The sequence below is a fragment of the Acidovorax sp. sif1233 genome, from assembly GCF_019218755.1.
GTDB lineage: Bacteria > Pseudomonadota > Gammaproteobacteria > Burkholderiales > Burkholderiaceae_C > Acidovorax.
The window spans coordinates 676,958-703,232 of the sequence record NZ_JAHUWZ010000002.1 but is presented as its reverse complement, the minus strand read 5'-3'; the positions used below and the strand labels follow the sequence as shown (position 1 = coordinate 703,232).

Annotated in this window: 22 protein-coding genes; 11 read left to right on the top strand and 11 right to left on the bottom strand. The window is 69.9% G+C overall.

Annotated features, from left to right (window positions below):
* Nucleotides 1–60 precede the first annotated feature (60 nt).
* Complete coding sequence (locus tag KW843_RS10640) at nucleotides 61–1,959, top strand: HAMP domain-containing sensor histidine kinase (protein WP_218295088.1); 1,899 nt, start codon at nucleotides 61–63, stop codon at nucleotides 1,957–1,959.
* Nucleotides 1,956–3,407 carry a sigma-54 dependent transcriptional regulator gene (locus tag KW843_RS10635; protein WP_218295087.1) on the top strand — a complete coding sequence of 484 codons (1,452 nt, stop codon included), beginning with the start codon at nucleotides 1,956–1,958 and terminating at the stop codon, nucleotides 3,405–3,407. The genes KW843_RS10640 and KW843_RS10635 overlap by 4 nt, the downstream gene beginning before the upstream one ends.
* A gap of 97 nt (nucleotides 3,408–3,504) precedes the next feature.
* Here KW843_RS10635 and KW843_RS10630 read toward each other — a convergent pair whose 3' ends face one another.
* On the bottom strand, nucleotides 3,505–4,488 hold the full coding sequence (locus KW843_RS10630; RefSeq protein ID WP_218295086.1) for a DMT family transporter: 984 nt from the start codon (nucleotides 4,486–4,488) through the stop codon (nucleotides 3,505–3,507).
* Between the two features lie 202 nt (nucleotides 4,489–4,690).
* Between KW843_RS10630 and KW843_RS10625 the strand changes: the two genes are divergently transcribed.
* Nucleotides 4,691–5,593: a LysR family transcriptional regulator gene (locus KW843_RS10625; RefSeq protein WP_218295085.1), complete on the top strand. Its 903-nt coding sequence runs from the start codon at nucleotides 4,691–4,693 to the stop codon at nucleotides 5,591–5,593.
* Nucleotides 5,594–5,598: 5 nt separating this feature from the next.
* On the opposite strand, the gene KW843_RS10620 is transcribed toward KW843_RS10625, so the two are convergent.
* Nucleotides 5,599–6,363 carry a DeoR/GlpR family DNA-binding transcription regulator gene (locus KW843_RS10620; protein ID WP_218295084.1) on the bottom strand — a complete coding sequence of 255 codons (765 nt, stop codon included), beginning with the start codon at nucleotides 6,361–6,363 and terminating at the stop codon, nucleotides 5,599–5,601.
* Between the two features lie 63 nt (nucleotides 6,364–6,426).
* On the opposite strand from KW843_RS10620, the gene KW843_RS10615 reads away from it, so the two are divergent.
* Together KW843_RS10615 and KW843_RS10610 are read left to right on the top strand one after the other, a co-directional pair.
* Nucleotides 6,427–6,837 carry a DUF4406 domain-containing protein gene (locus KW843_RS10615; RefSeq protein ID WP_218295083.1) on the top strand — a complete coding sequence of 137 codons (411 nt, stop codon included), beginning with the start codon at nucleotides 6,427–6,429 and terminating at the stop codon, nucleotides 6,835–6,837.
* The gene (locus KW843_RS10610) at nucleotides 6,834–7,466 is read left to right on the top strand and encodes an NUDIX domain-containing protein (protein ID WP_218295082.1); all 633 of its coding nucleotides are present in this window, start codon (nucleotides 6,834–6,836) and stop codon (nucleotides 7,464–7,466) included. Before KW843_RS10615 ends, KW843_RS10610 begins: the two co-directional genes overlap by 4 nt.
* 74 nt (nucleotides 7,467–7,540) lie before the next feature.
* Here KW843_RS10610 and KW843_RS10605 read toward each other — a convergent pair whose 3' ends face one another.
* From KW843_RS10605 to KW843_RS10595, 3 genes are all read right to left on the bottom strand, one after another.
* On the bottom strand, nucleotides 7,541–8,485 hold the full coding sequence (locus tag KW843_RS10605) for an IS481 family transposase (RefSeq protein ID WP_218295081.1): 945 nt from the start codon (nucleotides 8,483–8,485) through the stop codon (nucleotides 7,541–7,543).
* An 86-nt stretch (nucleotides 8,486–8,571) separates the two neighbouring features.
* Nucleotides 8,572–8,823 (bottom strand): GlsB/YeaQ/YmgE family stress response membrane protein, encoded by a 252-nt coding sequence (locus tag KW843_RS10600; RefSeq protein ID WP_218295080.1) that lies wholly within the window; start codon nucleotides 8,821–8,823, stop codon nucleotides 8,572–8,574.
* Between the two features lie 308 nt (nucleotides 8,824–9,131).
* Entirely contained in the window at nucleotides 9,132–11,504 is a 2,373-nt protein-coding gene (locus tag KW843_RS10595) for a penicillin acylase family protein (RefSeq protein WP_218295079.1), read from the bottom strand.
* A gap of 139 nt (nucleotides 11,505–11,643) precedes the next feature.
* Between KW843_RS10595 and KW843_RS10590 the strand changes: the two genes are divergently transcribed.
* From KW843_RS10590 to KW843_RS10575, 4 genes are all read left to right on the top strand, one after another.
* The gene (locus KW843_RS10590) at nucleotides 11,644–12,759 is read left to right on the top strand and encodes a helix-turn-helix domain-containing protein (RefSeq protein WP_255594657.1); all 1,116 of its coding nucleotides are present in this window, start codon (nucleotides 11,644–11,646) and stop codon (nucleotides 12,757–12,759) included.
* A gap of 165 nt (nucleotides 12,760–12,924) precedes the next feature.
* Nucleotides 12,925–13,878 carry a class I SAM-dependent methyltransferase gene (locus KW843_RS10585; protein WP_218295077.1) on the top strand — a complete coding sequence of 318 codons (954 nt, stop codon included), beginning with the start codon at nucleotides 12,925–12,927 and terminating at the stop codon, nucleotides 13,876–13,878.
* A gap of 185 nt (nucleotides 13,879–14,063) precedes the next feature.
* Nucleotides 14,064–14,585 (top strand): exosortase H, encoded by a 522-nt coding sequence (gene xrtH, locus KW843_RS10580; RefSeq protein ID WP_218295076.1) that lies wholly within the window; start codon nucleotides 14,064–14,066, stop codon nucleotides 14,583–14,585.
* On the top strand, nucleotides 14,575–15,213 hold the full coding sequence (locus KW843_RS10575; RefSeq protein ID WP_218295075.1) for an exosortase H-associated membrane protein: 639 nt from the start codon (nucleotides 14,575–14,577) through the stop codon (nucleotides 15,211–15,213). The genes xrtH and KW843_RS10575 overlap by 11 nt, the downstream gene beginning before the upstream one ends.
* Before the next feature lie 45 nt (nucleotides 15,214–15,258).
* On the opposite strand, the gene KW843_RS10570 is transcribed toward KW843_RS10575, so the two are convergent.
* Nucleotides 15,259–15,657, bottom strand: a complete 399-nt coding sequence (locus KW843_RS10570) for a nuclear transport factor 2 family protein (protein WP_218295074.1) — start codon at nucleotides 15,655–15,657, stop codon at nucleotides 15,259–15,261.
* A 300-nt stretch (nucleotides 15,658–15,957) separates the two neighbouring features.
* Between KW843_RS10570 and KW843_RS10565 the strand changes: the two genes are divergently transcribed.
* Entirely contained in the window at nucleotides 15,958–17,766 is a 1,809-nt protein-coding gene (locus KW843_RS10565; protein WP_218295073.1) for a diguanylate cyclase, read from the top strand.
* Between the two features lie 18 nt (nucleotides 17,767–17,784).
* On the opposite strand, the gene KW843_RS10560 is transcribed toward KW843_RS10565, so the two are convergent.
* Entirely contained in the window at nucleotides 17,785–18,297 is a 513-nt protein-coding gene (locus KW843_RS10560) for an EVE domain-containing protein (RefSeq protein ID WP_218295072.1), read from the bottom strand.
* 269 nt (nucleotides 18,298–18,566) lie between these two features.
* Here KW843_RS10560 and KW843_RS26755 point away from each other — a divergent pair, with 269 nt between their 5' ends.
* Nucleotides 18,567–20,426 (top strand): DUF3592 domain-containing protein, encoded by a 1,860-nt coding sequence (locus tag KW843_RS26755; protein ID WP_370628483.1) that lies wholly within the window; start codon nucleotides 18,567–18,569, stop codon nucleotides 20,424–20,426.
* Here KW843_RS26755 and alkB read toward each other — a convergent pair.
* The 4 genes from alkB to KW843_RS10535 form a co-directional block, all read right to left on the bottom strand.
* Complete coding sequence (gene alkB / locus KW843_RS10550; RefSeq protein WP_218295071.1) at nucleotides 20,423–21,115, bottom strand: DNA oxidative demethylase AlkB; 693 nt, start codon at nucleotides 21,113–21,115, stop codon at nucleotides 20,423–20,425. The genes KW843_RS26755 and alkB overlap by 4 nt on opposite strands.
* Nucleotides 21,116–21,272: 157 nt before the next feature.
* A complete protein-coding gene (locus KW843_RS10545) occupies nucleotides 21,273–22,010 on the bottom strand; it encodes a 2OG-Fe(II) oxygenase (protein WP_218295070.1) in 738 nt (245 codons plus the stop codon).
* A complete protein-coding gene (gene ada, locus KW843_RS10540; protein ID WP_255594656.1) occupies nucleotides 22,007–23,134 on the bottom strand; it encodes a bifunctional DNA-binding transcriptional regulator/O6-methylguanine-DNA methyltransferase Ada in 1,128 nt (375 codons plus the stop codon). The genes KW843_RS10545 and ada overlap by 4 nt, the downstream gene beginning before the upstream one ends.
* A gap of 248 nt (nucleotides 23,135–23,382) precedes the next feature.
* A complete protein-coding gene (locus tag KW843_RS10535) occupies nucleotides 23,383–26,226 on the bottom strand; it encodes a DEAD/DEAH box helicase (RefSeq protein ID WP_218295068.1) in 2,844 nt (947 codons plus the stop codon).
* Nucleotides 26,227–26,275: the final 49 nt, after the last annotated feature.

Genomic DNA, 26,275 nt, shown 5'->3' with positions numbered 1-26,275 from the left:
GCAGCCCCCACCGTTAACCCCAGGAACAGGTCCCGCCATGATCACCACCACCGTCTGCACATGCTGATCCACGCCGTCCTCGGGTTTTCGGTGCTTGAAACGCTGGTGCTGGCAGCCCTGCTGCTGGCCTGGGCCGACCGTGTGGCGGGGGCGCGGTTGCTGGCGGCTTTTTTGATCGGCATTTCGCTGTGGATGGTGGGCAACGAGCTGCCCAACTGGCTGGGGCCTGAGACCGAACCGGTGGCGATGCGCTTGCTGGCTACGGCGCCATTTACCTCTGCGCTGTTCTTTCATTTCTGCACCGTGTTTTGCCGGGTGGACCTGGGGCGCTGGGGCGTTGCGGCGGCCTATGCGCTGGGCGCGACTGCGTCGGTGGTTTCCATCATCCTGGTGCCGGGGCACTTGATTGAGCACCGCGACATTGGCTTTATTGCGGTGGCCGACCCGGTGGGCACCATTGCCAGCATGGCCTGGGTCATTTTGGGCATTGGCGGTGTGGCGGTGCTGCTGCTGGCCTTGCTGCGCGCGCGTCGGTCGGGTGATGGGCAGAAGTTTCGGCAGATTGCCGCCGTTACCGCGTCGTGCCTGTGGGGCCTGCTGTGCCTGGCGGGGTACGGCATTGCGGTGCTGGATTTGCCGATCTACCCATTTCCGCTGCTGGGCCTGCCGCTGTATTCGTTGATTCTGGTCTACGGCATCTTGCGTTATGGCGTGTTTGTGGCCAACGCCTGGGCACGCCGCGCCCTGGTATGGGCGCTGCTGTTGGCGCTGGGGGCGGTGGTGCTGGCGCTCACGCCGCTGCTGCCGTTTGAGTCGCGCTGGCTGGGTGGCCTGGCGGTGGCGGCCAGTGTGCTGGCGCTCAACGGCCCGGTGCGCCGCGTGGCCGAGCGGCTGGTCTACCCGGGGGGCGAGGTATCGATTGCCGACCTGGGCGCCTGGCGCAGCGCGCTGCTGTCGGCCGAGACACCCCAGGCCCTGGCGCAGCAGGCCGCAACGTTGCTGAGTGCACGCATTGGCACGCAGGTGGAGGTGCAGATTGGCGCTCCGTCCGCATCAACAATACCCTCAACGTCGTCAGCGCCATCAACTCCACCCGGCAGCACCCCGCAGCTGGTGTGCAACCCGGGCGAGCAAGGCTGGCAAACCACGCTGCAGGGCTGGGACGCCGCACCGCCCGGCCCGCGCCATGTGGCCGAACTGTTTGGCACGGTGGTGGCCGAGGCGGCGGTGCGCGTAGAGCAGGCCCAGCAGTTTGCTGCCCGCGAACGCGAGCGCCAGTTGCAGGCGCGGCTGGCCGAGCTGGGCGCGCTGGCCGCCACGGTGGCGCACGACATTCGCAACCCGCTCAACATCATCTCGATGGCCGTGGCCGCTGCGCCCAGCGACACGCGGCGCGAGGTGGCCGACCAGGTGGCGCGTATTGCCAACCTGACGCACGACCTGCTGGACTTTGCCAAGCCCTGGAAGCTGGTGCCCCGCGAGCTGGACCTGGCCGCCCATGTGCGCAACGCAGCCCTGCGATTGCCTGAGGTGAGCCTGGGTGCCGGCCTGGCCCAGCCGCTGGTGCTGCAGGCCGATCCCCGGCGGGTGGACCAGGCGCTGACCAATTTGCTGGAGAACGCGCGCATCGCGATGGCCTCCGATGCTGCCGATCCCGATGGGGCTGCAGATGCCATAGCGGCAGCCACGCACAGCCCCGTACACATCGACGCAGAAACCACCGACACCGCCGTGCTACTGCACATCTGCGACGCGGGCCCCGGCGTGCCGGACGAAATCCGCAGCCGCCTGTTCGAGCCCTTCGCATCGCGCAGCCCCGGCGGCACCGGGCTGGGCCTGGCCATCGTGGCCCGCATCATGGCCGCGCATGGTGGGTCGGTGGCGCTGACTGAGCGGCCACCTTGGAGCACGTGTTTCACGCTGCGCTTTCCTTTGACGACGACGCAACGCCTGCCATGACCGCCAACACCACATACAACGCAGCCGACACCCCGCCGGATGCAGAGCAAGACGCCACGCCGGTGGGCGGGCCGCAAAACGGCCATGTGCTGCTGGTCGATGACGAGGCAGCCTTTCAGCGGCTGGGCGGAGCCTTTTTGCGCAACCTGGGCCACACCGTGACGCTGGCGGGCGATGGCGACCAGGCCCTGGCCGCGTTTGCCAAACAGCAGCCCGAGCTGGTGCTGCTGGACCTGGCCATGCCCCCCCACATGGACCCGGAGATCGGCCTAGAACTGATACCGGGTTTTGCACGCGTGCCGGTGGTGGTGTTGACAGGCCACGGCGACCACGCGCTGGCCCTGCGCGCCACCGAGCTGGGTGCCTGGGACTTTCTGACCAAGCCCATCGACCCCGACATGCTGCGGTTTGTGGTGGCGCGCGGCCTGCGCAAGGCGCGGCTCGATGCCGAACTGGCCGCCCTGCGCGCAGGGCAGTCGCTGGATGACCTGGGCATGGTGGGGCAGGCGGCCGCCACGGTGCAACTGCGCGCCCTGGTGCGCCGCGTGGCGCCCACCCACGTCAGCGTGCTGGTGCTGGGCCCCACGGGCACCGGCAAAGAACTGGTGGCCCGCGCCTTGCACGCCTGCAGCGCCCGCCGCAGCGAGGCCTTTGTCGCCATCCACTGCGGTGCCTTGTCGGCAGAGTTGCTGGAGAGCGAGCTCTTCGGGCACATGAAAGGCAGCTTCACCGGCGCCTACCGCGACCAGCCCGGCCTGGTGGAGGCCGCGCACGGCGGAACGCTGTTTCTGGACGAGGTGGGCGAGATGCCGCCGCCCATGCAGGTCAAGCTGCTGCGCTTTTTGCAAGAGGGCACTTTTGTGCCTGTGGGTGGCCGTGTGCCCAAGCGCGCCGACACCCGCGTGGTGGCGGCCACCCACCGCGATCTGGAAGCGATGGTGCGCGACGGTACGTTCCGCGAAGACCTGTTCTACCGCCTCAAAGGCGTGGTGCTGCGCACCCCGTCGCTGGCCGAGCGGCCCGCCGACATCCCGCTGCTGGCCACCCGCTTTTTGCACCGCGTGGCGCACCGTGCCAGCCTGTCAGCCAGCGCCTTGGCGTGGCTGATGGCGCGCGAGTGGCCGGGCAATGTGCGCGAGCTCAAAGCCGTGGTGGAGTCCGCCGGGGCACTGCTGATGCCCGACCAGCGCGAGGTGGATGCCGAGCTGCTGCAACTGGCCAGCGGCGATATGCCCGACGTGAGCGACACCGCAGCGAACCTCAAAACCCATCCGCCGGCCCCGCCCGGCAGCACCGGCCCCCTGGACGCCGCGCTGATGGAGCTGGAAGTGCGCATGGTGCGCGACACCATGGTGGCGGTGTCGGGCAACCAGTCTGAGGCGGCGCGGCGGTTGGGGATTTCGCGGGTGGGGTTGATCAAGAAGCTGACGCGGCTGGGGTTGAAGTAAGCCCGCGAGCGCGACCACAGGCACAGGCACCTTTGCGGCCTAGGCGCTGACTGGAAGGAAGTGCGCGCCGCCCCTAGGAGCCGACCGCCGCGAGGGGTCAGGTCGGTCTGACGGTGGATTCAACGGATGCGGGCGAAGTCGATCCCTCTTTCGCTTGGCGCACCGCCGGCGCGCCGCGTTTGCTGATGAGCAGAACCCCCGCCAGCACCAGCGCGGCCCCCGCCATCTGCGGCCAGGACAGCGGCTCGTCCAGCAGCCAGCAACCGAAGAAGATCGTGAGGATGGGGCCCAGCGTGCCCACCAGCGCGGTTTGGGCTGCGCCGATGCGGCGGATGGCCGCCGAGGTCATGAATACCGGCAGCACGGTCGAGAAAATGGCCATGCCCAGCGCGTGCAGGTAGACCGGGGCCGGCTGCACCAGGGAGCCCGCGGGCTGGGACACGATGAAGTGCGCCAGCGTGGCGACCGTGGAGACCAGCATCGCCAGCGCCGTGAAGCGTGCCGCGCCCAGGCGCCGGATGGCGGGCTCGCTGCCTGCCTGGTAGAACGCGTACGACACGGCCGAGCCGAACACGAAGCCCGCGCCGATGAGCACGGCGTGCGTGTCGCCCGCAATGTGCAAGTCGTGCGCGAAGGCCAGGCCGATGCCCGCGTAGGACAGCAGCAGCGCCCCCATCTCGCGCCGGGATGCCCGCTTGCCCGTGAACAGCACGCCGATCAGGATGGTGAGCGTGGGGTAGGTGAACAGGATCAGCCGCTCCAGGCTGGCGGTGATGTACTGCAGGCCGATGAAGTCGAGGATGCTCGCGCCGTAGTAGCCCAGCAGGCCCAGCGCGATCACCAGCAGCCAGTCGCGCCGGGTGAGCGGGGCCAGGTTGCGGCTGGCACGCCAGCCCACCCAGGCGAACACGGGCACGGAAAACGCCATGCGCAGGCACAGCAGGGTGACGGAATCCACCGGCACGGCCTGGGGCACGGCATAGGCCAGCTTCACGAAGATGGCTTTGAAGGAGAAGCCCAGCGCGGCCAGGATGGCGAGGATGAGGCCGAGGCGTTCGGCGGACCAGTGTTTCCAGGGCATGGGATGCGGGCAGAGGGTGTGGGCGCGGGGGGAAAGGGCGCGCTGCAAGTGGTCAGGGCATGTAAAAAATGCGAACGCCATGCAGGCTCAAAGGCGGGCCCAGAAAGATCGATGCGCCCGATGGTGCCTGCCGGGCGCGGCGGGCACAATTGTTATTGCCGCAACCGTCCGTTCGTTGTGGACGAATGCCAAGGGGCCTCCATTGACCTATGACCTGATCGATCTGCGCCTTTTTGTCGCCATTGCCGAAGAGCGCAACCTCACGCGCGGCGCCGCGCGCGCCTGTCTGGCGCCGTCGTCGGCCAGCCACCGGCTGCGGCGCCTGGAGGAGGCGCTGAACACCGCGCTCTTCGAGCGCCAGACCCGGGGCCTCGTGCTCACCCGTGCGGGCGAGGCGCTGCTGCGCAATGCCCGCCAGGTGCTGGCCAGCATCGAGCAGATGCATGCCAACCTCTCGCCGTTTGCCACCGGCATCCGCGGCCACGTGAGCCTGTGGGCCAACACGCATGCCACGCACACCTTCCTGCCCGACGACCTGGCGGGTTTCCTGAAGCGGCATCCGCAGCTGAGCGTGAGCCTGGAGGAACGCACCAGCGCGGACATCGTGGTGGCGGTGGCCAGCGGCGAGATCGAGGTGGGCGTGCTGGCCGACAGCGGCTCGGGCGCGGGGGTGGAGCTGGCCCCGTACCGGCAGGACCGCCTGGTGCTCATCGTGCCGGCGGGCCATGTGCTGGCCGGGCGGGCGAAGGTGGGGTTCGCCGAGGTGCTCGACCACGCGTTTGTCATGCTGCACGCGGGCTCGGCCATCCACACCTTCACGATGAATGCCGCCGCCGAGCTGGGCCGGCACCTGGACGTGCGCATCCAGGTGCGCAGCTTCGAGGCGGTGTGCCGCATGGTCGGGGCGGGCGTGGGCATCGGGCTGGTGCCGCGCGGCGCGGCCTTGCAGGTGGCGGGGCTGAGCGAGCCGCCGGTGGTGGTGGAGATGGACGAGCCCTGGGCGCAGCGCGACCTGCAGATCTGTGTGCGCAAGGGGGCGGTGCTGTCGGGTTTTGCCCAGGCGCTGGTGGCGCACCTGCGCCTGGGCGCGGGGCCCTTGGGCTGATCAGATCAGGCGGCGGCTGCGGTGGTCACCGTGACGCCACCCGCCTGCAGCTTCTTGCGCAGTGCCGCGGGCGTGGACGCGGGCACCACCAGGGCCGCCAGTTCGCCGAGGGGCGCAATCGTGAAGGGCGATGCCGCGCCCAGCTTGTCGGCGGATGCCAGCACCACGGTTTCGGCCGCGCGCTGGTGCAGGGCGCGTTTCACGGCGGCCTCCTCGAAATCGCCCGTGGTCAGGCCCGCTTCGGCATGCACGCCGGTCACGCCCATCAGGTACAGGTCCGCGCGCAGCTGCGCGGCGGCCTCGACCACGCTGGCGCCCACGTTCACCATCGAATGGCGGAACAGCCGGCCGCCCAGCACCAGTACCTCGATCTGCAGGTGTCCGGCCAATGCCACGGCCACGGCGGGGCTGTGCGTGACCACGGTGGCGCGCAGCGCCAGCGGCAGGTGCAACACCACCTGCAGCGAGGTGGTGCCACCGTCGAGGATCACCACCTGGCCAGGCCGCACCAGGGCCGCCCCGGCACGGCCCAGGGCGCGTTTGTCTTCAGGGGCCAGCTGCTCACGGGCCCGCAGGCTGCCCACGGCGGCCGAGGCGGGCAGGGCGCCGCCATGCACGCGCTGCAGCAGGCCCTCGGCGGCCAGTTCGCGCAGGTCGCGCCGCACGGTGTCTTCCGAAATGCCCAGCTCTTCGCTGAAAGCCTTGGCCACGATCTGTCCGTCCCGCCGAAGGCGGTCGAGCAGGAGTCGCTTGCGTTGTGTGGTCAGCATGGGTGGGTTGCGCGAATTTGCATGTTTGTGCATGATATTGCACGTATTGAATATTGCAACACCATGCCCGCCCCTTCCGACACTGACTTTCCGCTGCTGGTGCTGATCGCCGGCCCGTACCTCTCTGGCACCGACGGCGACGCGGACCGCATCGCCGCCAACCGGGCCCGCCTGGAGGCGGCCGCGCTGCCGATCTACGAGCGCGGCCATCTGCCCCTGCTGGGCGAGTGGCTGGCATTGCCCATCATCCATGCGGCGGGCGGGCGCGAGCCGGGCGATGCCGTCTTCCATGCCTACCAGTACCCCGTGGCAGAGCGGCTGCTGGCGCGCTGCGATGCCGTGCTGCGCCTGCCCGGCGCGTCGCGTGGCGCGGACATGGACGTGGCGCGGGCCCGGGCACGCGGGCTGCCCGTGTTCCACCACGTCGATGAGCTGCCCCGGCGCCAGGCTGGCGCCCGGGGGCATGCCGCATGAGCCGCCCGGTGCCCGCCGTGCCCATCGCCGAGCTCAATGCCCGCGCGGAGCACGTGAAGCTGCTGGACGTGCAACTGCTGTCCGACAACTGGTACGTGCTGCGCAAGGTCAGTTTTTCGCTGCGCCGGCGCGACGGCCAGTGGCAGACGCTGAGCCGCGAGGCCTACGACCGGGGCAACGGCGCGGCGCTGCTGCTGTTCGACCCGCGCAGGGGCACGGTGGTGCTCACGCGCCAGTTCCGGCTGCCGGCCTTCCTCAATGGGTGCGCGGACGGATTGCTGGTCGAGGCCTGCGCCGGGCTGCTTGACGGGGACGACCCCGAGACCTGCATCCGCCGCGAGGCGCAGGAGGAAACCGGCTACCGCGTGCGCCAGCCGCGCAAGGTGTTCGAGGCGTACATGAGCCCGGGTTCGGTCACCGAGAAGCTGCACTTCTTCATTGCCGAGTACGAGCCGCAGGACCGCGTGCGGGCCGGAGGCGGCCTGGTGAACGAGGGCGAGGACATCGAGGTCATCGAGATGCCGCTGGCCGAGGCCCTGGCGGGCATCGCCGGGGGCGCCATCCAGGACGGAAAGACGATCATGCTGCTGCAGCATGTGGCGCTGCAGCAGCAATTTGCTATTGTTTAGATAGCTGCTTGCGCTTTACCCATGGGCGCTGGAGGCCGATTTTCTTCAAACCGGCGGGCCAGCGGGCGCGGTGGCTAGGTGTTGATTTTCAGGAGGTTGTTCATGGCCGGAATGCGGCTCATGGGCGGCTGATGGTTGAGAGCGGAGTGTGGTCGACACCAGTTGTAGCCGTCAATGAATGGCTGCAATGCAGCTTGGCGCTGGGCTGAACTCTCGTAGGGTCTGGCATAGGCCCATTCGCGCAAACTGGTCTGCACGAAGCGCTCGGCCTTGCCGTTGGTCTTGGGCGTGTAGGGCCGTGTTCGGATGTGCCGGATGCCCAGTTCCTGGCAGGCTGCCCCGAAGGTGTTCTTGTAGCCCGCGCCGTTGTCGGTCATGACGCGCTCGATGCGCACGCCCAGGCTGGCGTAGTAGTCCACGGCCTGGCGCAGGAACTGCACGCAGCTCGGGGCCGTCTCATCGCCCAACACCCGGGCGAAGGAGACCCGGGAGTGATCGTCGATGGCCAGATGCACGGCGTCCCAGCCGATGCCTCGGTTGCGGTGCTGGCGCTGGCCCGTGATTCGGTGGCCCACGCCCTGGATGCGTCCCAGGCGCTTGGTGTCGATGTGCAGCAACTCGCCAGGGCTGGCCCGCTCATAGCGGCACACGGGCACGGGCGGTTGCAAGGCGCTCAAGCGGCTCAAGCCCAGGCGGGCCATGTGCCGGGCCACGGTGGACAGGCTGCGGCCGCACTCGCGGGCGATGCGCCACAACGGCAGGCGTTGTCGGCGGTGCAGTTCGAACTGGCTCACCTGTTCGGGGCGGCAAGCTGTGGGGCCGTGATGCGGTCGCGAGCTTCGATCACACAGCCCTGCGGTGCCTTCGGCCCTGAAGCGGGCCACCCACTTGAACCCGGTGCGGCAGCTCACGCCCATGGCCTGGGCGGCCGCTGTCACGCACCAGCCTTCGTCCAATACCCTGCTGACCAGCAGGGCTCGACCCGCAGCCGTCAAGCGGGCATGCTTATGACTGTTCATCCGTCTCTCCTGACTTGAGTTGCTTGGCCTGGTAACCACAGCTTCCCAAATCCGAGACGGATGAACAACCTATTGAGACATCACAGCTAGGCCTTCTTCTTGAGCAGCCCGTAGATCACCAGCAGCACGATGGCACCGGCCACCGATGCGATCCATCCGGCGGGCGCGCCGGGTGCGTACCAGCCCATGGCGCTGCCCACATAGCTTGCCGCCAGCGACCCGGCAACGCCCAGCACGGTGGTCATGATCAAGCCCAGCTTGTCGTCGCCGGGTTTCACGGCGCGCGCGATCAGCCCGACGATGAAGCCGACGATGATGGTTCCGAGGATGGACAGCATGCAATTCCTTTCAATCAAGAGTGCGCAGGCCCGGCAGTGGGCTCCGGCAATGACTGTAATGGCATTTTCGGAGCCCGGCGGCCCTCGGAACCCATTCAAGATCTTTTCGGGGATCGCATTGGCGTGCAATCGCCCGATGACATTCCAGCCTTCGGGCAAGCGCCTTGCCGGGCGGCCTGCGGCGTTGCGGCGCTTGCCCGTAGCCGGGCTGTCGGCGGGCTCGGTGCGGGCTATCGGGGCGGCGCGCCGCGCCTGGCATCCCATTGCGGCCAGGCGCTTGCGCGACCTCTAGAAAACCTCGAACAGGCTCAGTGCCTCACCAGCCGCAGCGGCTCGCCGATGCGCGCCTTCACCACGTCCTCGCGGTGGAAGGGCAGGGTGTGCCACTGCTTGGCAGAGAACAGGCGCATCTGGTCGTTGGCGTGTGGCGATGCCGGGTTGGTGGACTGGCCGTAGGTCAGGATGGCCTGGGCCACCGGGCCTTTGGCGTCGAAGGTCACCGTCTGCACGTAGCTGGTGCCGTAGTCGATGCGCAGGCCACGCGCATTGAGCGGCGCGGGTTCCTGGCGGCCCAGGTTGTTGAGCACGCCTTCGAACTCCTCGCCGCCATGCAGCGCGATGGGCTCTTCGGTGATGTCCGGGCGCTGCACGCTGCCCAGGGTGGCGTCCAGCGCAAAGCCGCTCGCGCGGACGGTCTTCACGGCGCCGTCCAGGGCTTCCCACACCTTGGTGGCGGTGGCGGCGTCGTCCATCTTCAGGCCGGCGGGCGTGGCCACGGGTTGTGCCGGATCGAACGGCACGCGGTGCACGCCGGGGATGTTGCGCGCGGTGCGCCAGAACTCGCGGAACACATGGGCGCCGCGCGCGTCCAGGTTGTTGCGGCGGTCCCAGCCCTTCAGGGCGGCGCAGCCGCCGCGCGACTCTGCCGAGGGCGCCTTGTCGCAGGCGGCCAGCAGGTCGGGCACCACCACCTGGGCCATGAAGTTGCGGTTCTGGAACAGCTGGTCCTGGATGGCCTGCAGCGTGACCTTGCCACGGCCGAGCATCTCGGGGATTTCCGCGAGGCCGGCGCGCGTGCGGGGCCGCGTGAGGCTGGCGTCGCCCACCATGGGCGAGATGCCGTCGAACTTCTGCCCCGGGTGGGTGTAGACAAAGCTGTCGTTGCTGTTGTGCACCCAGTCCGTGCGGAAGGCCACGGGCATGCGGCCGATGGGGATCAGGCCCGGGACGGGCGATGCGCTGTCGCGGTGCCAGTCGCAGTCGGCGCGCGATCCGTTCAGCACCACCAGGCCTGCGGCGGCCCGCAGCGCGGCGGCGGGCTGGCTGGGGGCGCAGCGCGCGAGCTGCGCGGCGTCCATGTCCGGCACCACGCTCACGTCGGCGTACATGGCCTGTCCGCTGCGGTCGGCCGCCAGGGTGTTCACCCAGGGCAGGCCCAGGTTGGCGTGCGCCTTGTGCAGGTCCTGCACCGAGCGGGCGCGCGCAAAGGCCAGGGCCGCGTCCATCATGCGGGTGTTGCCGGTGTTGGCGTCGCGCAGCGCGTAGGCGGTCCTGGCGTTCCAGGTCAGGCCGGCGCGGGGCACCACCACCAGCGGGCCCCAGCGGGTGGACCACACGGTGTGCTCGCGCGCCTGGAGCTTGCCGTCCGGGCCGGGAACCTGGGCGCTGACCTTGTGGGCCGTCATCTTCTCCGGCTTGCCGTCCACCAGGTAGGTCGTGGGATCGCCCTCGGCCAGCGTCACTTCGTAGAAGGTGAAACGCTTGCCGGTGGACACCGTGTGCGACCAGGCGACATCTTTGTTGAAGCCGATGGAGACCATGGGGTAGGTGCCGATGCCCACGCCCATCACGTCCATCTGGCCGGGGATGGTGAGGTGCATTTCATAGAAGCGGTTGGGGCCGCTCCACGGAAAGTGCGGATTGCCCAGCAGCATGCCGCTGCCGTTGGCCGTCACGTCCTTGCCAAAAGCCCAGGCGTTGGAGCCCAGGGGCGAGTCGAGCAGGCCCACGTCGCGCAGGGCCTGGGCGGCGTCGGCCAGCTCCACGCCAGGGGCGGGGGCCTGCGCGGCCTTGGCGGCGGGTGGCTGGGCGCCCAGCATGCCGTCGGCCAGCGCGGCGATGCCGGCCTGCACGGCCACCACTTCGGCCATGCGGCGGTACTGCGCCAGCGTCATGGGCTGCACCCAGGGCTTGCCGCGGCAGGCATCGGGCAGCGCGGCGGCGTTGTCGGCCAGGTAGCGGTTGTAGCCCGCCACGTAGCCGCGCGCCATGGCCTGCACCTGCGGGCTCGTGGCCGCCCAGTGGCGCTCCAGCGCGGCGTCGTCCATGTGGGCGGCCATGAACAGGTCGATCTGTTCGTTGGGAATGTAGCGGCGCCCCAGCAGGCCGATGGCCTGGCCGCCGAAGGTGCTGCTGCGCTGGCCGCGCGCGGTCACGAGCTGGTCGGCCGTCATGCAGACGTTGTCCTGCGCATAGGCATAGGCCACGCCGTAGGCCAGCGATTCGGGGTCCTGCGCGGTGATGTGCGGAATGCCGTAGGTGGTGCGCTCGATGGTCACGCCGCGGTCGCTGCCCGCCGCGCCGGGCTGGATGGCGCAACCCGCCAGAAGAAGGGCGGCGCAGGCAGCGGCGAGGGTGGTCAATGCCGTCGTCTGGCCGGCGGTGGCTGGGGTCTGTCGCATGGGTTCAGGTCTCCTGGGTGTTGGACCCGCGGGCGGTTCGCATCGCCGGCGGGGTGCTGTGGTCGCGCAACCATGCTACTGCCCGGTAACACCTCAACGGGGTGGTGGTTTGGCCACGAATGGTGGCAATATCGCCACCATGCCCGTCCGCACCACCGTCCTTTCGTCCTGCGTGAATGTGGGCATCCTCTGGGGGCGCGACAGCATTGCCAGCACGGCCACCGCGGTGGTGGACGCCCTGCGTGCCATGAACATGCTGGCCGCCATGCGGCCCGGTGGCGCGCAGCCCGCGCTGCGCTGGTTCTGGCTGCCGATGCCGCATGAGGGCGATGCCACCCCGCCCCCCGTGCCAGCAGGGGGCGATGGCTCGCAAGGCCCTCTGCACGTGGTCGTCATCCCCGGCTGGCTGGTGCCCACGGGGCCCCAGTTGCGCGAGGTCAGCAGCCGCTACAGCCAGCACTTCGGCGCCATGCTGCACAGCCACCTGCGCGGGGGCGGCAGGGCCCTGGCGCTGTTCAACGGCTCCAGCCTGCTGGCCCACTGCGGGTTGCTGGCGGGGCGCAAGGCGGCGCTGCCGTGGGTGTTCGCGCCGTCCATCGTGCTGCAGTCCAGCGAGAGCGGGCCGGCTGCCGCCGATGGAGCGCCTCCTGCCGACGTGGTGTGGCAGCGGGAGCAGGCCTGGCAACGCGATGGCGCCCTGTGGACCACGGCATCCCTGCAGGACACCCTCCCAGCCGTGCTGGACCTGCTCGGCCACACGCCCGCCGCCGAACTGGCGCAGGCGGCAATGCACGCGCTGCTGTTCGACCGGGAGCGGCAGCTGACGGCCACCGCCGCCATGGAAACCCCCACCGGCCATCCGCTGGCCGCGGGCGCCCTGGAGCTGGCGCGGCGCTGGCTGCAGGCCCACCGCAACGAACCCTACAGCCTGCAGGCCACGGCCCGCGCCGCTGCCACCAGTCCGCGCACCTTGCTGCGCTGGTTTGCCCAGGTGCATGGCGAAAGCCCCCAGGACTACCTGCACCGCCTGCGCATCGCCCAGGCGCAGGCGTTGCTGCAGACCACCTACCTGACCGTGGAAGATGTGGCGCAACAATGCGGCTACAGCGACACGGGCAGCTTTCGCAAGGTGTTCGCCCGCGTGTGCGGGGTGACGCCGGGGGCCTACCGCCAGCGCTTCAAGCTGCGCACTTCGCGCAAGCAGTGGCTGGCGCGGCAGACCCCGCCCGGGGCCGACAGCGCAGGAGAAGCCTGACAGGCCGGCACGGCGGGTGCACAAGCCACCCGGCCGCAGCCCGCCCGCGCCGGGCCACAGGCGATAATCCATGGTTGCTATTGAAATAATAGCTGTGCGGCATGAGTGCACCAGCGCATGCGGCCGTTTTCTCCTGATTTCCGTTCATTGAAGCCTTTTTTCTCCATGCAAGCCCTGCTCGACGCCATCGCCGCGATGCCCCTGCCCACCGATGCCCAGCGCATCTTCCACGGCCGGGGCGGGCTGCACCCGGGCTGCGAGCAATGGGTGCTCGATGTGTACCCGCCCGTTTTTGTACTCACCAGCTTTGCCCCGGCCACCGAGGAAGCGCTCGACGCCATTGGCGCCGCGCTGCAGGCGCGGTGGTCGCTGATCGCGCCGGATGGCCAGCCGCTGAACTGGGTGTTCCAGCACCGGGGCGAGGCGCTGCGCGCCGAGGGCCGCAGCGATACCCGCCTGATGGCGGGCGCCGTGCCCGACCCGCATGCGGTCCCCGAGGCCGGTGCACGTTTTCGCGTGCACGTGCTGCGTGGGCAGAACCACGGCCTGTTCCTGGACATGGCCGGCGGCCGCCGCTGGGTGCGCGACTTTGCCGCCGCGCGCAGCGCGGACCGCTACGGCCTGAAGGTGCTCAACCTCTTTGCCTACACCTGTGCGTTCTCGGTCGTGGCGCTGCAGGCGGGCGCGCGGCAGGTGGTCAACGTGGACATGAGCCATGGCGCCATCGCGGTGGGCCAGCAGAACCACCAGCTCAACGGCATCGCCACGGGCGCGAGCTTTCTGGCGCACGACATCTTCAGCAGCTGGGGCAAGATCACCCGCAGCGGGCCGTATGGCCTGGTCATCGTGGACCCGCCGAGCTACCAGAAGGGCAGCTTCGTGGCCACGAAGGACTATGCCCGCCTCATGCGCCGTCTGCCGGACCTGCTGGCGCCCGGCGGACACGCGCTGCTGTGCCTGAACGCGCCGGAGCTGGGCGAGGGATTCCTGCGGGAGCAGATGCAGGCGCAGGCGCCCGGGCTGTCGTTCGTGGAGAGGGTGGACAACCCGGCGGCATTTGCGGACGTGGACCCGGAACGCGCCCTCAAGGTGCTGGTGTACGCGGCGCCGGACCTTTAAGCGCCGTCTCCGGGACATGCGCCGGGGACCAACGCCCTGCCCATGCCATTCGGGCTTTGTGGATTTGGGATGGCTTCTGATATTCTTTGCGGCGCCCGAGTGAACGGGCCCGCATTGTCATGGCCTCGCCGCCTGCCGCAATCCTGGCGCGCTGGTGCGCCTCACCAGGTTCTTCTCATCGACGTATGGTCCGATTCTTTCTCATTTTCATCGTGGTGCTGGCGGTTCTCTTTCGCATCGACATGCTCGACGAGGTACAACGGGTCGCCATCGAGCCCTGGACCAGCCTGCTAGCCACCGCCAGCGCGGCGCTCATGACCCCGCTCGATGCCGACGTGGCGCACCACGGCCGCATCCTCATGAGCAAGGCCACGGGCTTCGCGGTGTCCATCGAGGCGGGCTGCAACGGGGTGGAGGCGGCGATCATCCTCATCGCCGGCATGATCGCGTTTCCTTCGAGCTGGAAACACAAGCTCGCCGGCATCGCCATCGGCATCGCGGCGGTGCAGGCCGTCAACCTGCTGCGCATCATCAGCCTGTACTACCTGGGCAAGTGGAACATGACCGTGTTCGAGTTTGCCCACCTGTACCTCTGGCAGGCGCTCATCATGCTGGATGTGCTGGTGGTCTGGATGCTCTGGATCCGCTGGATCGCCCGGCAACAACCCCCCTCACCCCCTCAACCCCCCCTCGCCAATGCAGCTTAGTTCGGTCGGACGTTTCCTGCTGGTCGCCATTGGCAGCCTGCTGTGCCTGATGCCGTTGTGGTACTACCTGTCGCCGCAACTCTCCAAGCCCGTGTTCTTCATGGCGGGCGAGGCGTCTTCCGCAGTGTTCCACTGGGCGCTGAGCTACACCCAGAAGGAGACCACCGGGGTGCTGAACACCACGCTCAAGGTGGTCTCGGTGCAAAACGGCCAGTTCCGCTCGGGCAAGCTCGCCCCCGTGGTGGACTACCGCCTGCTGGGCTACGGCATCGTGATCCTGTGGGCATTGCTGCTTGCCTCGTTTCCTCGCGGCTGGGTGCGAAAACTGCTCATCGGCTCGGTGGCCATGCTGCCGATCCAGGCGGTCAACGTCGCCCTGCAGTGGTGCAACGACGCCTTCAACCGCGCCGGGCGCGAGGTGTTCGTGCAGACGGGGCTGCCCGGGTGGGTGGCCGACGTGGTGGCGTTCCTCTACCACTTCAACCTGTTCATCTTCACCGCGCTGGCCCCGGTGATGTTGTGGCTGCTGCTGGACCGGGAGTTCCTGGCCAAGCTGCATGCCCAGGCACGGGCGGCGGTCGCTGTCCAGCAGCCGCCGCAATCCCAGCAACCCCAGCAACCTGAGTAGGCCGCACGGCCGTGGCCGGTTGCGCGGCGGGCCCGGGCGGGGAGGTCAGTGCTGCGGGCGGGCGTCCACGGGCGTTTCCGTGTGCATCACGCAGCGCCACTCGCCGTCCTTGCGCGTCCAGACGGACGAATCCGTCATTTCCTGATTGATTTCTTCCGACTTTCCACGGGGCGTGAGGGCCTGCCGCGCGTGGTAGGTCAGGACGGCCGTGTTGTCGTCGGGGAACAGCACGTTCATGTTGCTCAGCTCGAAGGACTTGATCACCATCGGGCCCTGTTCCGCCATCCGCCGGTAGGTGGCGTGGTCAAACTGCATGGCGCCGTGGCTGCTGACCATCAGTGCCGGTTCATCGAGCATGGCGAGGGCGGTGTCCGTGTCCTCGTCGACCATCGATTGCCAGAATTTCCTTTCCAGCTGCATGAGCTCATTGCTTGCCGTGCGCATGTCGTGCTCCTAAGTGGTGGTGAAAGGGACCACACTGCGCGCCGGCCGGCCCGCCGGATGTCGGACGGGAAAGCAGGCGGCCGTCAGCACGTTCCTACCGGCGCCCGGCATGCCGTGGGGCGGGGCCCTGCGGGTATCACCCCCCTGGGCCTCTGGTTGCAGGTGGTAACCTAGTCTGGCAGCCGGGCGGCATGCCGCTGCGCGCAATGGGTGCAATTTCGGGGCTCCAGGAGGTTCAAGCTGTTCTTTCCACTGTTTTCCACAGAGAAAAAAGAAGAAGGAGAGGGCGCGGCGGGCGCCATGGACGCGGCGGACACCGCGCAGGACGCCAGCCCCGCGGTGTCGCCGGAGCGCAGCTTCAACACGAGGCTGTCGATCCATGTCGCGATCGCGATCCTCGCCACGGCGCTGCTCGCGCTGACGATCGTGGTGCCGACGTTCCACGAATTCGAGATGGCGCGGCAGGGGCTGCACGACATCCAGCATTTCCGGCGCGTTCTCGATATCGCCACCCTGGTCGCGGCGGAGCGGGGGCCCGCGAATGTCGTGATGTCCGAAACGCCCGCGCCCGACAGCGCGGGAACCCGGCGCCTGGCACAGTTGCGGTCCCGGGTGGACGCCGCGCTGGCGGCGCTGGCGCAGCCGCAGCCGCCGCGCTGGGGCCTGCACCACCACCCCGTGCCGCCGGCGTTGCTGGAGGGTGTCACGCAGCAGCTGGCCCGGGCGCGGCGCCAGGTCGACGAGGCGGCGGCGGTGCCCCTGGCCTCGCTGCGTCCGGACGAGCTGGATGCGGCCATCCAGGGCATGTTCGAGGCGTCCGACAAAGTCCAGGCGATCATCGCGTGGCAGGCCAACGAGATCCTGCACCACGACGCGAGCCTGGCCTCTCCCGTCCTGATCGGCCAGATGCTCAACGACTTCCGGGACTATGGGGGACGGGCCGCCTCGCAGATCATGGCGCCCATCGCCCTGGGGCAGCGCCTGCCGCTCAAGAACATCATCGAGAGCCGGCAAACGCAGGGGCGGCTGAGGGCGCTGTGGCAGGTGATCGGCGCCCACGGGGGGCTGCATGACAATGAAACGCTGGCAAGAACCCGCGAAGAGATCGAACGCGGCTACTTCGGCGATGGTTTTGCGCTGATCGACCGGCTGATCGCCGAAGGACGCCCGGGCGCCCGCTACACGATGTCGGCGACCGAGTTCACCGAGCGCTACGTGCCGACCATGCGGCCGATTGAAACCTACCGCAGCGTTTTCCTGGACGCGGCGGTCAAGCGGTCCGAGCACAACAGGGATGCGGCGCTGGCCACCCTGGCGGCGGTGGCGGTCGTGACGGGCGCCATCTTCGCGATCTTGGTGTGGCTGATTCTTTCGGTGCGGGCCCGCGTCTTCCGCCCGCTGCTCCATGCCCACGCGGCGGTCCTGCGGCTGGCCGAAGACCGGCCCGCCGTGCCCTACGGGCACCCCACGGCCGCGGGCGAGGTCACCGGCCTCTTTCGCGCCATCGAGGTGCTCCAGGGCAAGCTCAGGGAGCGGGCGTCCATGGCCAACGAGCTCAAGAGCCTGGCGGAGACGGACGGCCTGACCTCGCTGCTCAACCGCCGGGCGCTCGACGGGCACGCGCAGGCCCAGCGGGCCGGAAGGGGCGCGGGGGACCCGATGTGCCTCATCCTCCTGGACATCGACCACTTCAAGGCCGTCAACGACACCCACGGCCATCCCACCGGCGACCGCGTGCTCATCCAGGTCGCCAGGCTGCTGCGCACGGTTCTGCGCTCCAACGACATCGTGGCCCGTTTTGGCGGGGAGGAGTTCGCGGTGCTGGTTGCGGGGGACGACATGGCCGGGACCCTCGTGATCGCCGAGAAGCTGCGCCAGGCGCTCGAGCGGGAAACCTTCACCTCGGCGGAGGACACCGCGCTGCGCGTCACGGCCAGCTTTGGCGTGGCGTGCGGCTACCGGGGCGAGGCCGGATGGCCGCAGCTGGTGGAACGGGCGGATGCCGCGCTGTACCGCGCGAAGGCGGACGGCCGCAACTGCGTGCGCTCGGCGCCCATGGCGCCGGTGCCGCAAGACGGGCCGGTACCCGCGCCACCCCCGCCGGGGTAGCCCCGGGGCCGTTTCCCGCTACCCGTGGCGGGCCGCCGCGCGCGGCTCCAGCATCTCCAGGATCAGGCTCCACTCGGCAGGCTCCACCGGCGTGATCGACAGGCGGTTGCCCCGCTGCAGCACCCGCATCTCCCCCAGTTCGGGGCGCGCCCGCAGCTGCGCCAGGTTGACGAGCCGTGTCTTGCGCACCGCCTGCACGTCCAGCAGCAGCCAGCGCGGCTTGTCCGGCGGGGATTTGGGGTCGTGGTAGGGCGATTGCGGATCGAACTGGGTGGGGTCGGGCCGCACGGAAGACGCCACGCGGGCAATGCCCGCGATGCCCGGTTCCGGGCAGCTGGAGTGGTAGAACAGCACGCCATCGCCGATGTGCATCTCGTCGCGCATGAAATTGCGCGCCTGGTAGTTGCGCACCCCGGTCCAGGGCACGGTGGCGTCCGGGGCGGCCAGCGCGTCGTCGATGGAGCACTCGTCCGGCTCGGACTTCATGAGCCAGTAGCGGGGCGCGCGGTGGGATGCGGTGGGCGTGGTCATGGCGCCATTCTGGCAAAGGCCGATTCGCCCTGGTGCCCCGATGGGCTGCCGGGGCAGGGGTACTTTTGCTATCGAATATGTAGCTATCGGCGCCTATCCATGAAGCGCCAGGGCCCTGAAAGATTCAAAAAACGACAACCACCCCACATGCATTGCGCGTGCGCGCGGCGGGTCGCAGAATCAGGCCTGCCCCCGTCCAGGCCGTGCCAGCGCACGGGAGGCGCAGATTTTTCCAGCACACAAGAACACAGGGAGGAGGACGTGACGCCGTGGCCGGCCGCGCCTTGCCCGCCACGCTGCCGGTGGCGGGCAGGGCCCCGGCCGCCATGCGCCACGTCATCAGCACACCGATGGCCACCAGCAACACCCGGAGAAAGAAGCACCGCGAGGCCCAGGCGCGCAAGGGCGGGGGCAAGTCCGGCACCTGGGCGATGGCGCTGTTCGCGCTGCCCTTTGCCGCCGTGGGCGTGGGCATGCTGCTTTTCGGCGTGCTGCCCACGCTGTACGACTGGGGCCGCATGCAGGGCTGGCAGCCGGTGCCGGCCACGCTGGTGTCGGCGCGTCTGGAGACCTCGCGTGGCAGCAAGTCCACCACCTACAGCGTGTCGGCCAGCTACCGCTACCAGGTGGGGGGCCGGGACTATCAAGGCCAGCGCGTGGCGATTGGGTCCGGCGCGGACAACATCGGCGACTTCCAGGAGCAGCTGGGGGAACGCCTGGAGGCCGCCCAGCGCGAGGGCCAGCCGGTGCAGGCCTGGGTGAACCCGTCGAACCCCCACGAGGCCGTGCTGGACCGCAGCCTGCGCCCGGGCATGCAGCTGTTCAAGATGCTGTTCGTGGTGCTGTTCGGCGGCGTGGGCCTGGGCATGCTCCATGGCGCATGGCGCGGCCCCCGCGCCGGGCGCGGCACGCAGGCGCTGGAGGCATCGGCCCAGCCCTGGATGGGGCGGCCGGCCTGGGCGGGCAACAGCATCCGGTCGAACAAGCGCTATGAGGTGTGGGTCGCATGGACATTTGCCCTGGTCTGCAATGCGATCGCATGGCCGTCCGCGATCGCCCACCGGGACGAGGCGCTGGACGGCCCCCAGTACCTGCTGGTGGCCGTGTTCGGGGCCCTGCTGCTGGCGGCTGTCGCGACGCTGGTGTGGGCCGTGCGGGCCACGCTGGATGCCTGGCGCTTTGGCGATGTGCGGCTGGTGCTGGACCCGTTTCCAGGCGCCATCGGCGGCGATTTTGGCGCCACGCTCGCGCTGCCCGTGGCGCACCGGCCCGGGCAGCAGCACTTCGCGGTCACGCTCAGCTGCGTGCGGCACTACCGCAGCCGCACTGGCGGCAAGAGCGAGTCGCGCGAAACCACGGTATGGCAGAGCCAGGGCGTGGCCCAGGTCGAGCCCCGGGGCGATGGCATCCAGCTGGGTTTGCGCCTGCGGGTGCCGGCGGGCCTGCCCGCCACGGAGCCGGTGGACAGCGAACACCACGCATGGCGGCTGCAGGTGGAATCGGCCGATCCCGGGCTCAGGTTCCTGCGTGTGTTCGACGTGCCGGTGTACGCCACCGGCGCGGCTTCCCACGGGGCGCGCGCGGACGCGGCGCAGCATCCGCAGCTACGGGAAATGCGCCACGCCGAGGTGGCCGCGGTGAGCGAGCTGGAGCGCATTCCCGGTGGGGTGCGGCTGTACCTGCCGTATGGGCGCGCCTGGAAGCAGACCATCGTCTGGATGCTCGCCGGGGCGGTGTTCGTGGGCATTGCCGCGCTGGCGGGCGGCCAGGATGTGCCAGTGCTCTTCCTCATCGCCTTCGGCGGCCTGGGCGGGGCGGCGGTGGTGGGCGGCTTCTACGCGGTGGCCAACAGCCTCAGCGTGGAGCTGGACGGCCGGGGCATCCGCACCGAGCGGCGGCTCCTGGGGCTCATGCTGGTCCACCACCAGGCGCCCGCCACGGACATCGCCCGGCTGCGGGTGGCCGAAAGCTATTCCACCCAGACGGGGGCGCGGCAGGAGACCTTCTACCGCATCGAGGTGGAGCTGCGCAACGGCAAGCGGCTCACCGTGGCCGACAGCCTGCGCGGGCGCGCGGCGGCCGACCACCTGCTGGCCTCCATCGCGTCGCAGACGGGGTACCCGCGCTAGGCAGCACCGCCTGCTGAAGAGACCGGCCCAAGTTCCTGGCGCGCCCGGCGAAAGGTGAGGTTGATGCGCTGCGCGCCCGTCAGCGCATGCGCGGCCTCGGTCAGCGGCAGCACGCCATGGAACCGCAGGCGCGCCGGGCCGCCCCACACGACCACGTCGCCATGCAGCAGCCCCACGCGGCGGGCCTTGTCCGTGCGCTGCGCGCCACCCCACAGGAAGACCGCCGGGATGCCCAGGCTGACGGACACGATGGGGTGGTCGTAGTTGCCCTCGTCGCGGTCCTGGTGGAGTGACAGCCGCGTGCCCGGGCTGTAGCGGTTGATGAGGCAGGCGTCGGGCGCGAAGCCGGGGTAGCCCGCCGCCCCGGCGGCCTCGCGGGCCAGCGCATGGATAACCGCCGGCATGGGCGGCCACCGTTCGCCCGTCAGCGGGTCCGTGGGGCCGTAGCGGTAGCCGCTGCGGTCGCTGATCCACCCCAGCGGCCCGCAGTTCGTCATGGCCACCGACATGTGCTTGCCGCCGGGCGTGACCAGGTGCCTGAACGGTGCGCGGGCCGCCACCGCCTCGACGGCCTGCAGCAGCTGCGCCGCCTGCGCCAGGGCAAAGCCGCGCAGCACCACGGCGCCTGGCTCCAGCCATTCGGGCGCCTGGGGCGTGGCGGGCAGTTCATCAAAAAGACCGAGGTTCATGGATTCATGGTTCTAGCGTGATGGCCCGACCCGGTGCAACGGGCGCGATCCGGGCGAGCGCGCCCGTGGAACTGGCTCCGCCAGGCCACCGGGCGCGGCCCCTCCCGCGCAGCGAGAGAGGGGTGAAGGCCCCGAAGGCGCCTCAGCGGGAGCATCGCTATGCAGCATCGTGAAAGATGATGCCCGCCGTGTGCCGCTGCCCCGAGCGCACGCGGCTCACGCCGTGGCGCATGTGGACGCGGTAGGCGCCGCGCGTGCCCTGCACGGGGCGGTGGTGCACGGCGAAGGCCACGGCATCGCCCTGGCGCAGGGGGACGACCTCGGCGCGCGACTGCATGCGCGGGCGCTGCTCGGTCAGCACGAACTCGCCACCGGTGAAGTCGCGGCCGGGCTCCGACAGCAGGATGGCCACCTGCAGCGGGAACACGTGCTCGCCGTACAGGTCCTGGTGCAGGCAGTTGTAGTCGCCGCTCGCGTACTGCAGCAGCAGCGGCGTGGGGCGCAACTGGCCCGCAGCATGGCAGCGCGCGATGAAGTCGGCATGGCGCGGCGGGTAGCGCGCATCGATGCCCATGGCGGCGTTCCAGTGGTTGGCGATGGGGCACAGATGGGGGTACAGCGCATCGCGCAGCCCGGCCACCACGTCCGGCAGCGGGTAGCTGAAGTACTGGTACTCGCCCAGGCCAAAACCGTGGCGCTGCATCACCACGCGGCTGCGGAACAGGGGCGGGCCGGCGTGGCGGTACAGCCCCGCGAGCGCTGTGCATTCGTGCTCGCCCAGCAGCCGAGGCAGCACCGCATGCCCCTGCGTGTGCAGGTCGTCGGTGGCCTGGGCCCAGTCGAGGGCCGCCACGCGGGCAGGCCAGGGGTGCGTGTCCTGAGGCAGGGCACTCATGCGGCCTTCTCCCGCGTGTGTGCTGGTTCAGCGGCGCCGGCTTCGCGGTCCAGCAGCGCCCGCTTGCGCTCCACGCCCCAGCGGTAGCCCGAGAGCGCGCCGTCGCTGCGCACCACCCGGTGGCACGGTATGGCCACCGCCAGCGTGTTGGCGCCACAGGCCTGCGCCACGGCGCGGGTGGCGGTGGGCGCGCCGATGCGCCGGGCGATGTCGGCATAGCTGGCGGTCTGCCCCGGGGGAATGGCACGCAGCGCCTGCCACACGCGCTGCTGGAAGGCCGTGCCCCGCACGTCCAGCGGCAAGTCCAGGCCCAGGCCGGGCGATTCGACAAAGCCCACGACCTGGGCCACGAGCGATTCGAATTGCGCATCGCCGCCCACCAGCTGGGCCTGGGCAAAACGGTCCTGCAGGTCGTGCACCAGGGCTTCGGGGTCGTCGCCCAGCAGGATGGCGCACAGGCCCTGGCCGCTGTGCGCCACCAGGATCGCGCCCAGCGAGCACTGCCCCACCGCAAAGCGGATGCGCTGCGCCGCGCCGCCCGCGCGGTAGCGCGTGGGGGTCATGCCCAGCACCTGGGCGGATTTCTCATAGAACCGGCTGCTCGACTGGTAGCCCGCGCCGTAGATGGCGTCTGTCACGGAGGCCGTGGGTTGTTGCTTGAGGGCACTGCGCACACGCTGCTCCCGCCGGGCGGCGGCGTAGGCCTTGGGCGTGAGGCCGGTGGCCTGCTTGAAGACGCGGTGCAGGTGCGAACTGCTCAGCCCCACGCGGGCCGCCAGCGCATCGAGCGTGGTGGCTTCTTCGGCTTCGATGATGCGGCAGGCCTGCGTGACCAGCTCGGCATGGTGTGCCAGCGCCGAGGGCTGCCGGGGCTTGCAGCGCTGGCAGGGGCGAAATCCGGCTGCTTCAGCCTCGTCGCAGCTGGCATGGAAACGCACGTTCTCGGGCCGGGGCGTGCGCGCCGCGCAACTGGGGCGGCAGTACACGCCCGTGGTCTGCACCGAGTACCAGAAGCTGCCATCCGCCGCCGCGCTGCGCGCCACCACCGCCGCCCAGCGCGGGTCGGCCTGGGTGGCGGCAGCGGCCTGTGCGGCCTTGGCGGAGGGTGTTGCGCGGTGGGGCATGGTGGCAACGCGGGTGGAATGCAGGGGCGGGGCTTTCGCGTGGAGGTGGGCGGAGTTCGGATTCATGGTGGATGGCTCACAAGGTGGGTTGCGATGCCATGCACTCTAGGGACGGGGTGGGCGGGGCGCACTCCGTTGCTTGCTTTTGAATTCTGCACTTTTCGGGGCAGGCAGGCACAGGGCCTGGACTGCTTTCAATTTGATAGCTGCTGGCGCTTGCTGGACAAGCGCTGACAGCCAAAAAACCTTCAAGCCTCGGGCGGCTGCAGCGGCCGGGGGCGCCGTTTGCCCGTGCCGCCCCAGCGCAGCGCGTCCTCGCCCGGAATGCCCAGCGGGTTGTTGGCTGGTTCGGTGAGTGGCGCCAGCAGGGCGTGCAGGTCGGCCTCGCTGAACTTGACGGCGCCCTCGGCGTCGTGGCCCAGCACGCCCTGGGCCAGCGCGGCCTTGCGGGCCTGCAGTTCCAGCATGCGTTCTTCGATGCTGCCTTCCACCACCAGCTTGTAGACAAACACCGGCTGGTCCTGCCCGATGCGGTGGGCGCGGGCGGTGGCCTGCTCTTCCACGGCGGGGTTCCACCAGGGGTCGAGATGAATCACGGTGTCGGCGGCCGTGAGGTTCAGGCCGAGGCCCCCGGCCTTGAGGCTGACGAGCAGGATGGGGGCGCTGGTGGCGTCCCGTGCCTGGAACCGCCGCACCACCGCGCCGCGCTGGCGGGGCGGTGTCTGGCCCGTGAGGGTGAGGTAGGGCAGGGCCAGGGTGTCGAGCAGCTCGGCCGCCAGCGCGAGCATTTCGGTGAATTGGGAGAACACCAGCACGCGGCGCCCTTCGTCGACCAGGGCGGGCAGCATGTCGGCCAGCAGTTCGAGCTTGGCGCGCTCCATCGTCTGCGCCGTTTTTGTGGTGCCTTTGACCAATCTGGGGTCGCAGCAGACCTGGCGCAGCTTGAGCAGGGCGTCGAGGATGGTGATCTGCGCGCCGTCGAAGCTCTGGCGCTCGAGCGCGCGGCGCACCTGCTTGTCGGCGGTGGTGCGCACGGCCTCGTACAGCTCGCGCTGCTTGCCCTGCAATTGCACGCGCTGGATGACCTCGGTGCGCGGCGGCAGTTCGGTGGCCACGTCCTGCTTGCGGCGGCGCAGGATGAAGGGGCGCACGCGCTGCGACAGGAGCTGGGCGCGCAGGGTTTCGCCGTTTTCCTCGATGGGCTTGCGCCAGCGGGCGTTGAAGCTGCGCACATCGCCCAGAAAGCCGGGCATCAGGAAGTCGAACTGGGCCCACAGCTCGCCCAGGTGGTTTTCGAGCGGCGTGCCCGTCAGGCACAGCAGGTGCGGGGCTTGCAGCTGGCGCAAGGCGCGGGCGCTGCGGCTGCCGGCGTTTTTCACCATCTGCGCTTCGTCCAGGATCAGCAGGTGGAATGGCTGTGCCGCCAGCGCCTCCACGTCGCGCCAGAGCAGCGGGTAGGTGGTCAGCACCAGGTCGTGGTCGGCCATCTGCAGATAGCGCTGGCCTCGGCTGGCGCCATGCAGCGCCAGCACGCGCAGGCCGGGTGCCATGCGCGCGGCCTCGGCCTGCCAGTTGAAGAGCAGCGAGGTGGGCAGCACCACCAGGGCGGGGCGGGTGAGGCGCCCGGCCTCCTTCTCGGCCAGCACGTGGGCCAGCGCCTGCGCGGTCTTGCCCAGGCCCATGTCGTCGGCCAGGATGCCGCCCAGGCCCTGGGCGCGCAGGTACTGCAGCCAGGCCAGGCCTTCCAGTTGATAGGGGCGCAGTTGCACCTGCAAGCCCTGCGGTGCGGCCACGGGCTGGGGCGTGCCGATGGTGCGCAGGCGCCGGGCCAGTTGCGCCAGGCCCAGATCACCTTGCAACTGCCAATCGTTGTTCCAGCCATTGACCGTGCCCACGCGGTGGGCCAGCACCAGCCCGGCGCGCAGGGCCTCGATGCGGCGGGCCTCCCACGCACCCAGGTGCAGCGGGTCGCCGTCCTTGCGCTGGTTGCGGGTCGGGTCGGTCAGCAGGTCGATCATGGCCCCCACGATGGCCTTGAGCGGGCCAGCGGGCGCGTCGATGCGTTTGCCGCCCGGGGCGCGCAGCGAAATGATGGCAATGTCGTCAATGGCGGCCATCTGCCGGGCATTGAGCCAGCGCGCGTCGCGGCGCAGCAGGTCGGCCAGCATGGGGGCCAGGTCCAGCGTTTCATCGTCGATCTCGATGCCCAGGCTGAGCAGCCAGGCGCCTTCGCGCTCGGGCAGCTGCAGTTTCTGCACGGGGCGCTCGCGTGGGCCGAGTGGGCCGTCCACTTCCTTGCCCAGCAGTTCGCCGGTGTCAGGGGCGATGTGCAGCTTCCAGCGCAACACGGGCACGCTCTCGTGCGCGAAGCCCGGTTGCACCACCACGCTCCAGCCTCTGGCGCGGAGTTGGGGGATCTGCTCGGCCCAGAAGTCGCCAAAGAAGGCCTCCTGCGCCAGCGTCCACAGCGGGCCCAGGCTGGCGGCGGCATCGCGGTTGCGCCATTGCAGCGAGCGTGCGTCCACGGGCAACAGGCCCAGATCCCACACGAGGTCCATGGCGTCCGACTCGGCCGCCACGTCGCGCTGCATGCGCACCACGGGGCCGCCGGTGTCGTACAGATCCTGCAGCGGGGCGGGGCGCGAGTTGAGGATGGACGTGGGCGCAGGCGTCTGCCAGGCGATGGCGCCTGGGAGTGTGTCGTCGGTGCGGTAGGTCCAGTCGATCTGGGCCAGCGTCACGCTGTCGCCGCGCGGCCCCATCTTGCCCTGGGGCTTGAGGCCCAGCAGACCGTCGCCCCGGCCCAGGGTCATCAGCGTGATGCGCGGGCGGAAGTGCCCGGTGGCGATGCCGGGCGGTGGCGCGGTGCGCCCGGCGGGCGGCGTGGCGGTCTCCGTGCCGGTCTCGTCGCCCCGCATCAGCGCCATCACGCGCGCGGCCTCGGCGTCCGTCAGCGGGGGCAGGGCCTTCAGCGCTACTGCATTGGCCTGGCGGCGCAGGGCGGTCACCCAGGCGGCGATCACCGCCTGGCGGTCGGATCGCGGCGGCGCGGGCGGCTCGGCGGGAGAAGGGAGGTCACCGGGGTGTGTCACTGGCCGGTGATTGTGCCGTGCCCATGGGCTGGGCCTGGCGGGATGCGGC

Bases quoted from the DNA above. Each gene is read 5' to 3' on its own strand.
- KW843_RS10640 (WP_218295088.1), top strand. From the start codon at position 61: ATGCTGATCCACGCCGTCCTCGGGTTTTCGGTGCTTGAAACGCTGGTG.
- KW843_RS10635 (WP_218295087.1), top strand. From the start codon at position 1,956: ATGACCGCCAACACCACATACAACGCAGCCGACACCCCGCCGGATGCA.
- KW843_RS10630 (WP_218295086.1), bottom strand. From the start codon at position 4,488: ATGCCCTGGAAACACTGGTCCGCCGAACGCCTCGGCCTCATCCTCGCC.
- KW843_RS10620 (WP_218295084.1), bottom strand. From the start codon at position 6,363: ATGCTGACCACACAACGCAAGCGACTCCTGCTCGACCGCCTTCGGCGG.
- KW843_RS10615 (WP_218295083.1), top strand. From the start codon at position 6,427: ATGCCCGCCCCTTCCGACACTGACTTTCCGCTGCTGGTGCTGATCGCC.
- KW843_RS10610 (WP_218295082.1), top strand. From the start codon at position 6,834: ATGAGCCGCCCGGTGCCCGCCGTGCCCATCGCCGAGCTCAATGCCCGC.
- KW843_RS10605 (WP_218295081.1), bottom strand. From the start codon at position 8,485: ATGAACAGTCATAAGCATGCCCGCTTGACGGCTGCGGGTCGAGCCCTG.
- KW843_RS10600 (WP_218295080.1), bottom strand. From the start codon at position 8,823: ATGCTGTCCATCCTCGGAACCATCATCGTCGGCTTCATCGTCGGGCTG.
- KW843_RS10595 (WP_218295079.1), bottom strand. From the start codon at position 11,504: ATGCGACAGACCCCAGCCACCGCCGGCCAGACGACGGCATTGACCACC.
- KW843_RS10590 (WP_255594657.1), top strand. From the start codon at position 11,644: ATGCCCGTCCGCACCACCGTCCTTTCGTCCTGCGTGAATGTGGGCATC.
- KW843_RS10585 (WP_218295077.1), top strand. From the start codon at position 12,925: ATGCAAGCCCTGCTCGACGCCATCGCCGCGATGCCCCTGCCCACCGAT.
- xrtH (WP_218295076.1), top strand. From the start codon at position 14,064: ATGGTCCGATTCTTTCTCATTTTCATCGTGGTGCTGGCGGTTCTCTTT.
- KW843_RS10575 (WP_218295075.1), top strand. From the start codon at position 14,575: ATGCAGCTTAGTTCGGTCGGACGTTTCCTGCTGGTCGCCATTGGCAGC.
- KW843_RS10570 (WP_218295074.1), bottom strand. From the start codon at position 15,657: ATGCGCACGGCAAGCAATGAGCTCATGCAGCTGGAAAGGAAATTCTGG.
- KW843_RS10565 (WP_218295073.1), top strand. From the start codon at position 15,958: ATGGACGCGGCGGACACCGCGCAGGACGCCAGCCCCGCGGTGTCGCCG.
- KW843_RS10560 (WP_218295072.1), bottom strand. From the start codon at position 18,297: ATGACCACGCCCACCGCATCCCACCGCGCGCCCCGCTACTGGCTCATG.
- alkB (WP_218295071.1), bottom strand. From the start codon at position 21,115: ATGAACCTCGGTCTTTTTGATGAACTGCCCGCCACGCCCCAGGCGCCC.
- KW843_RS10545 (WP_218295070.1), bottom strand. From the start codon at position 22,010: ATGAGTGCCCTGCCTCAGGACACGCACCCCTGGCCTGCCCGCGTGGCG.
- ada (WP_255594656.1), bottom strand. From the start codon at position 23,134: ATGCCCCACCGCGCAACACCCTCCGCCAAGGCCGCACAGGCCGCTGCC.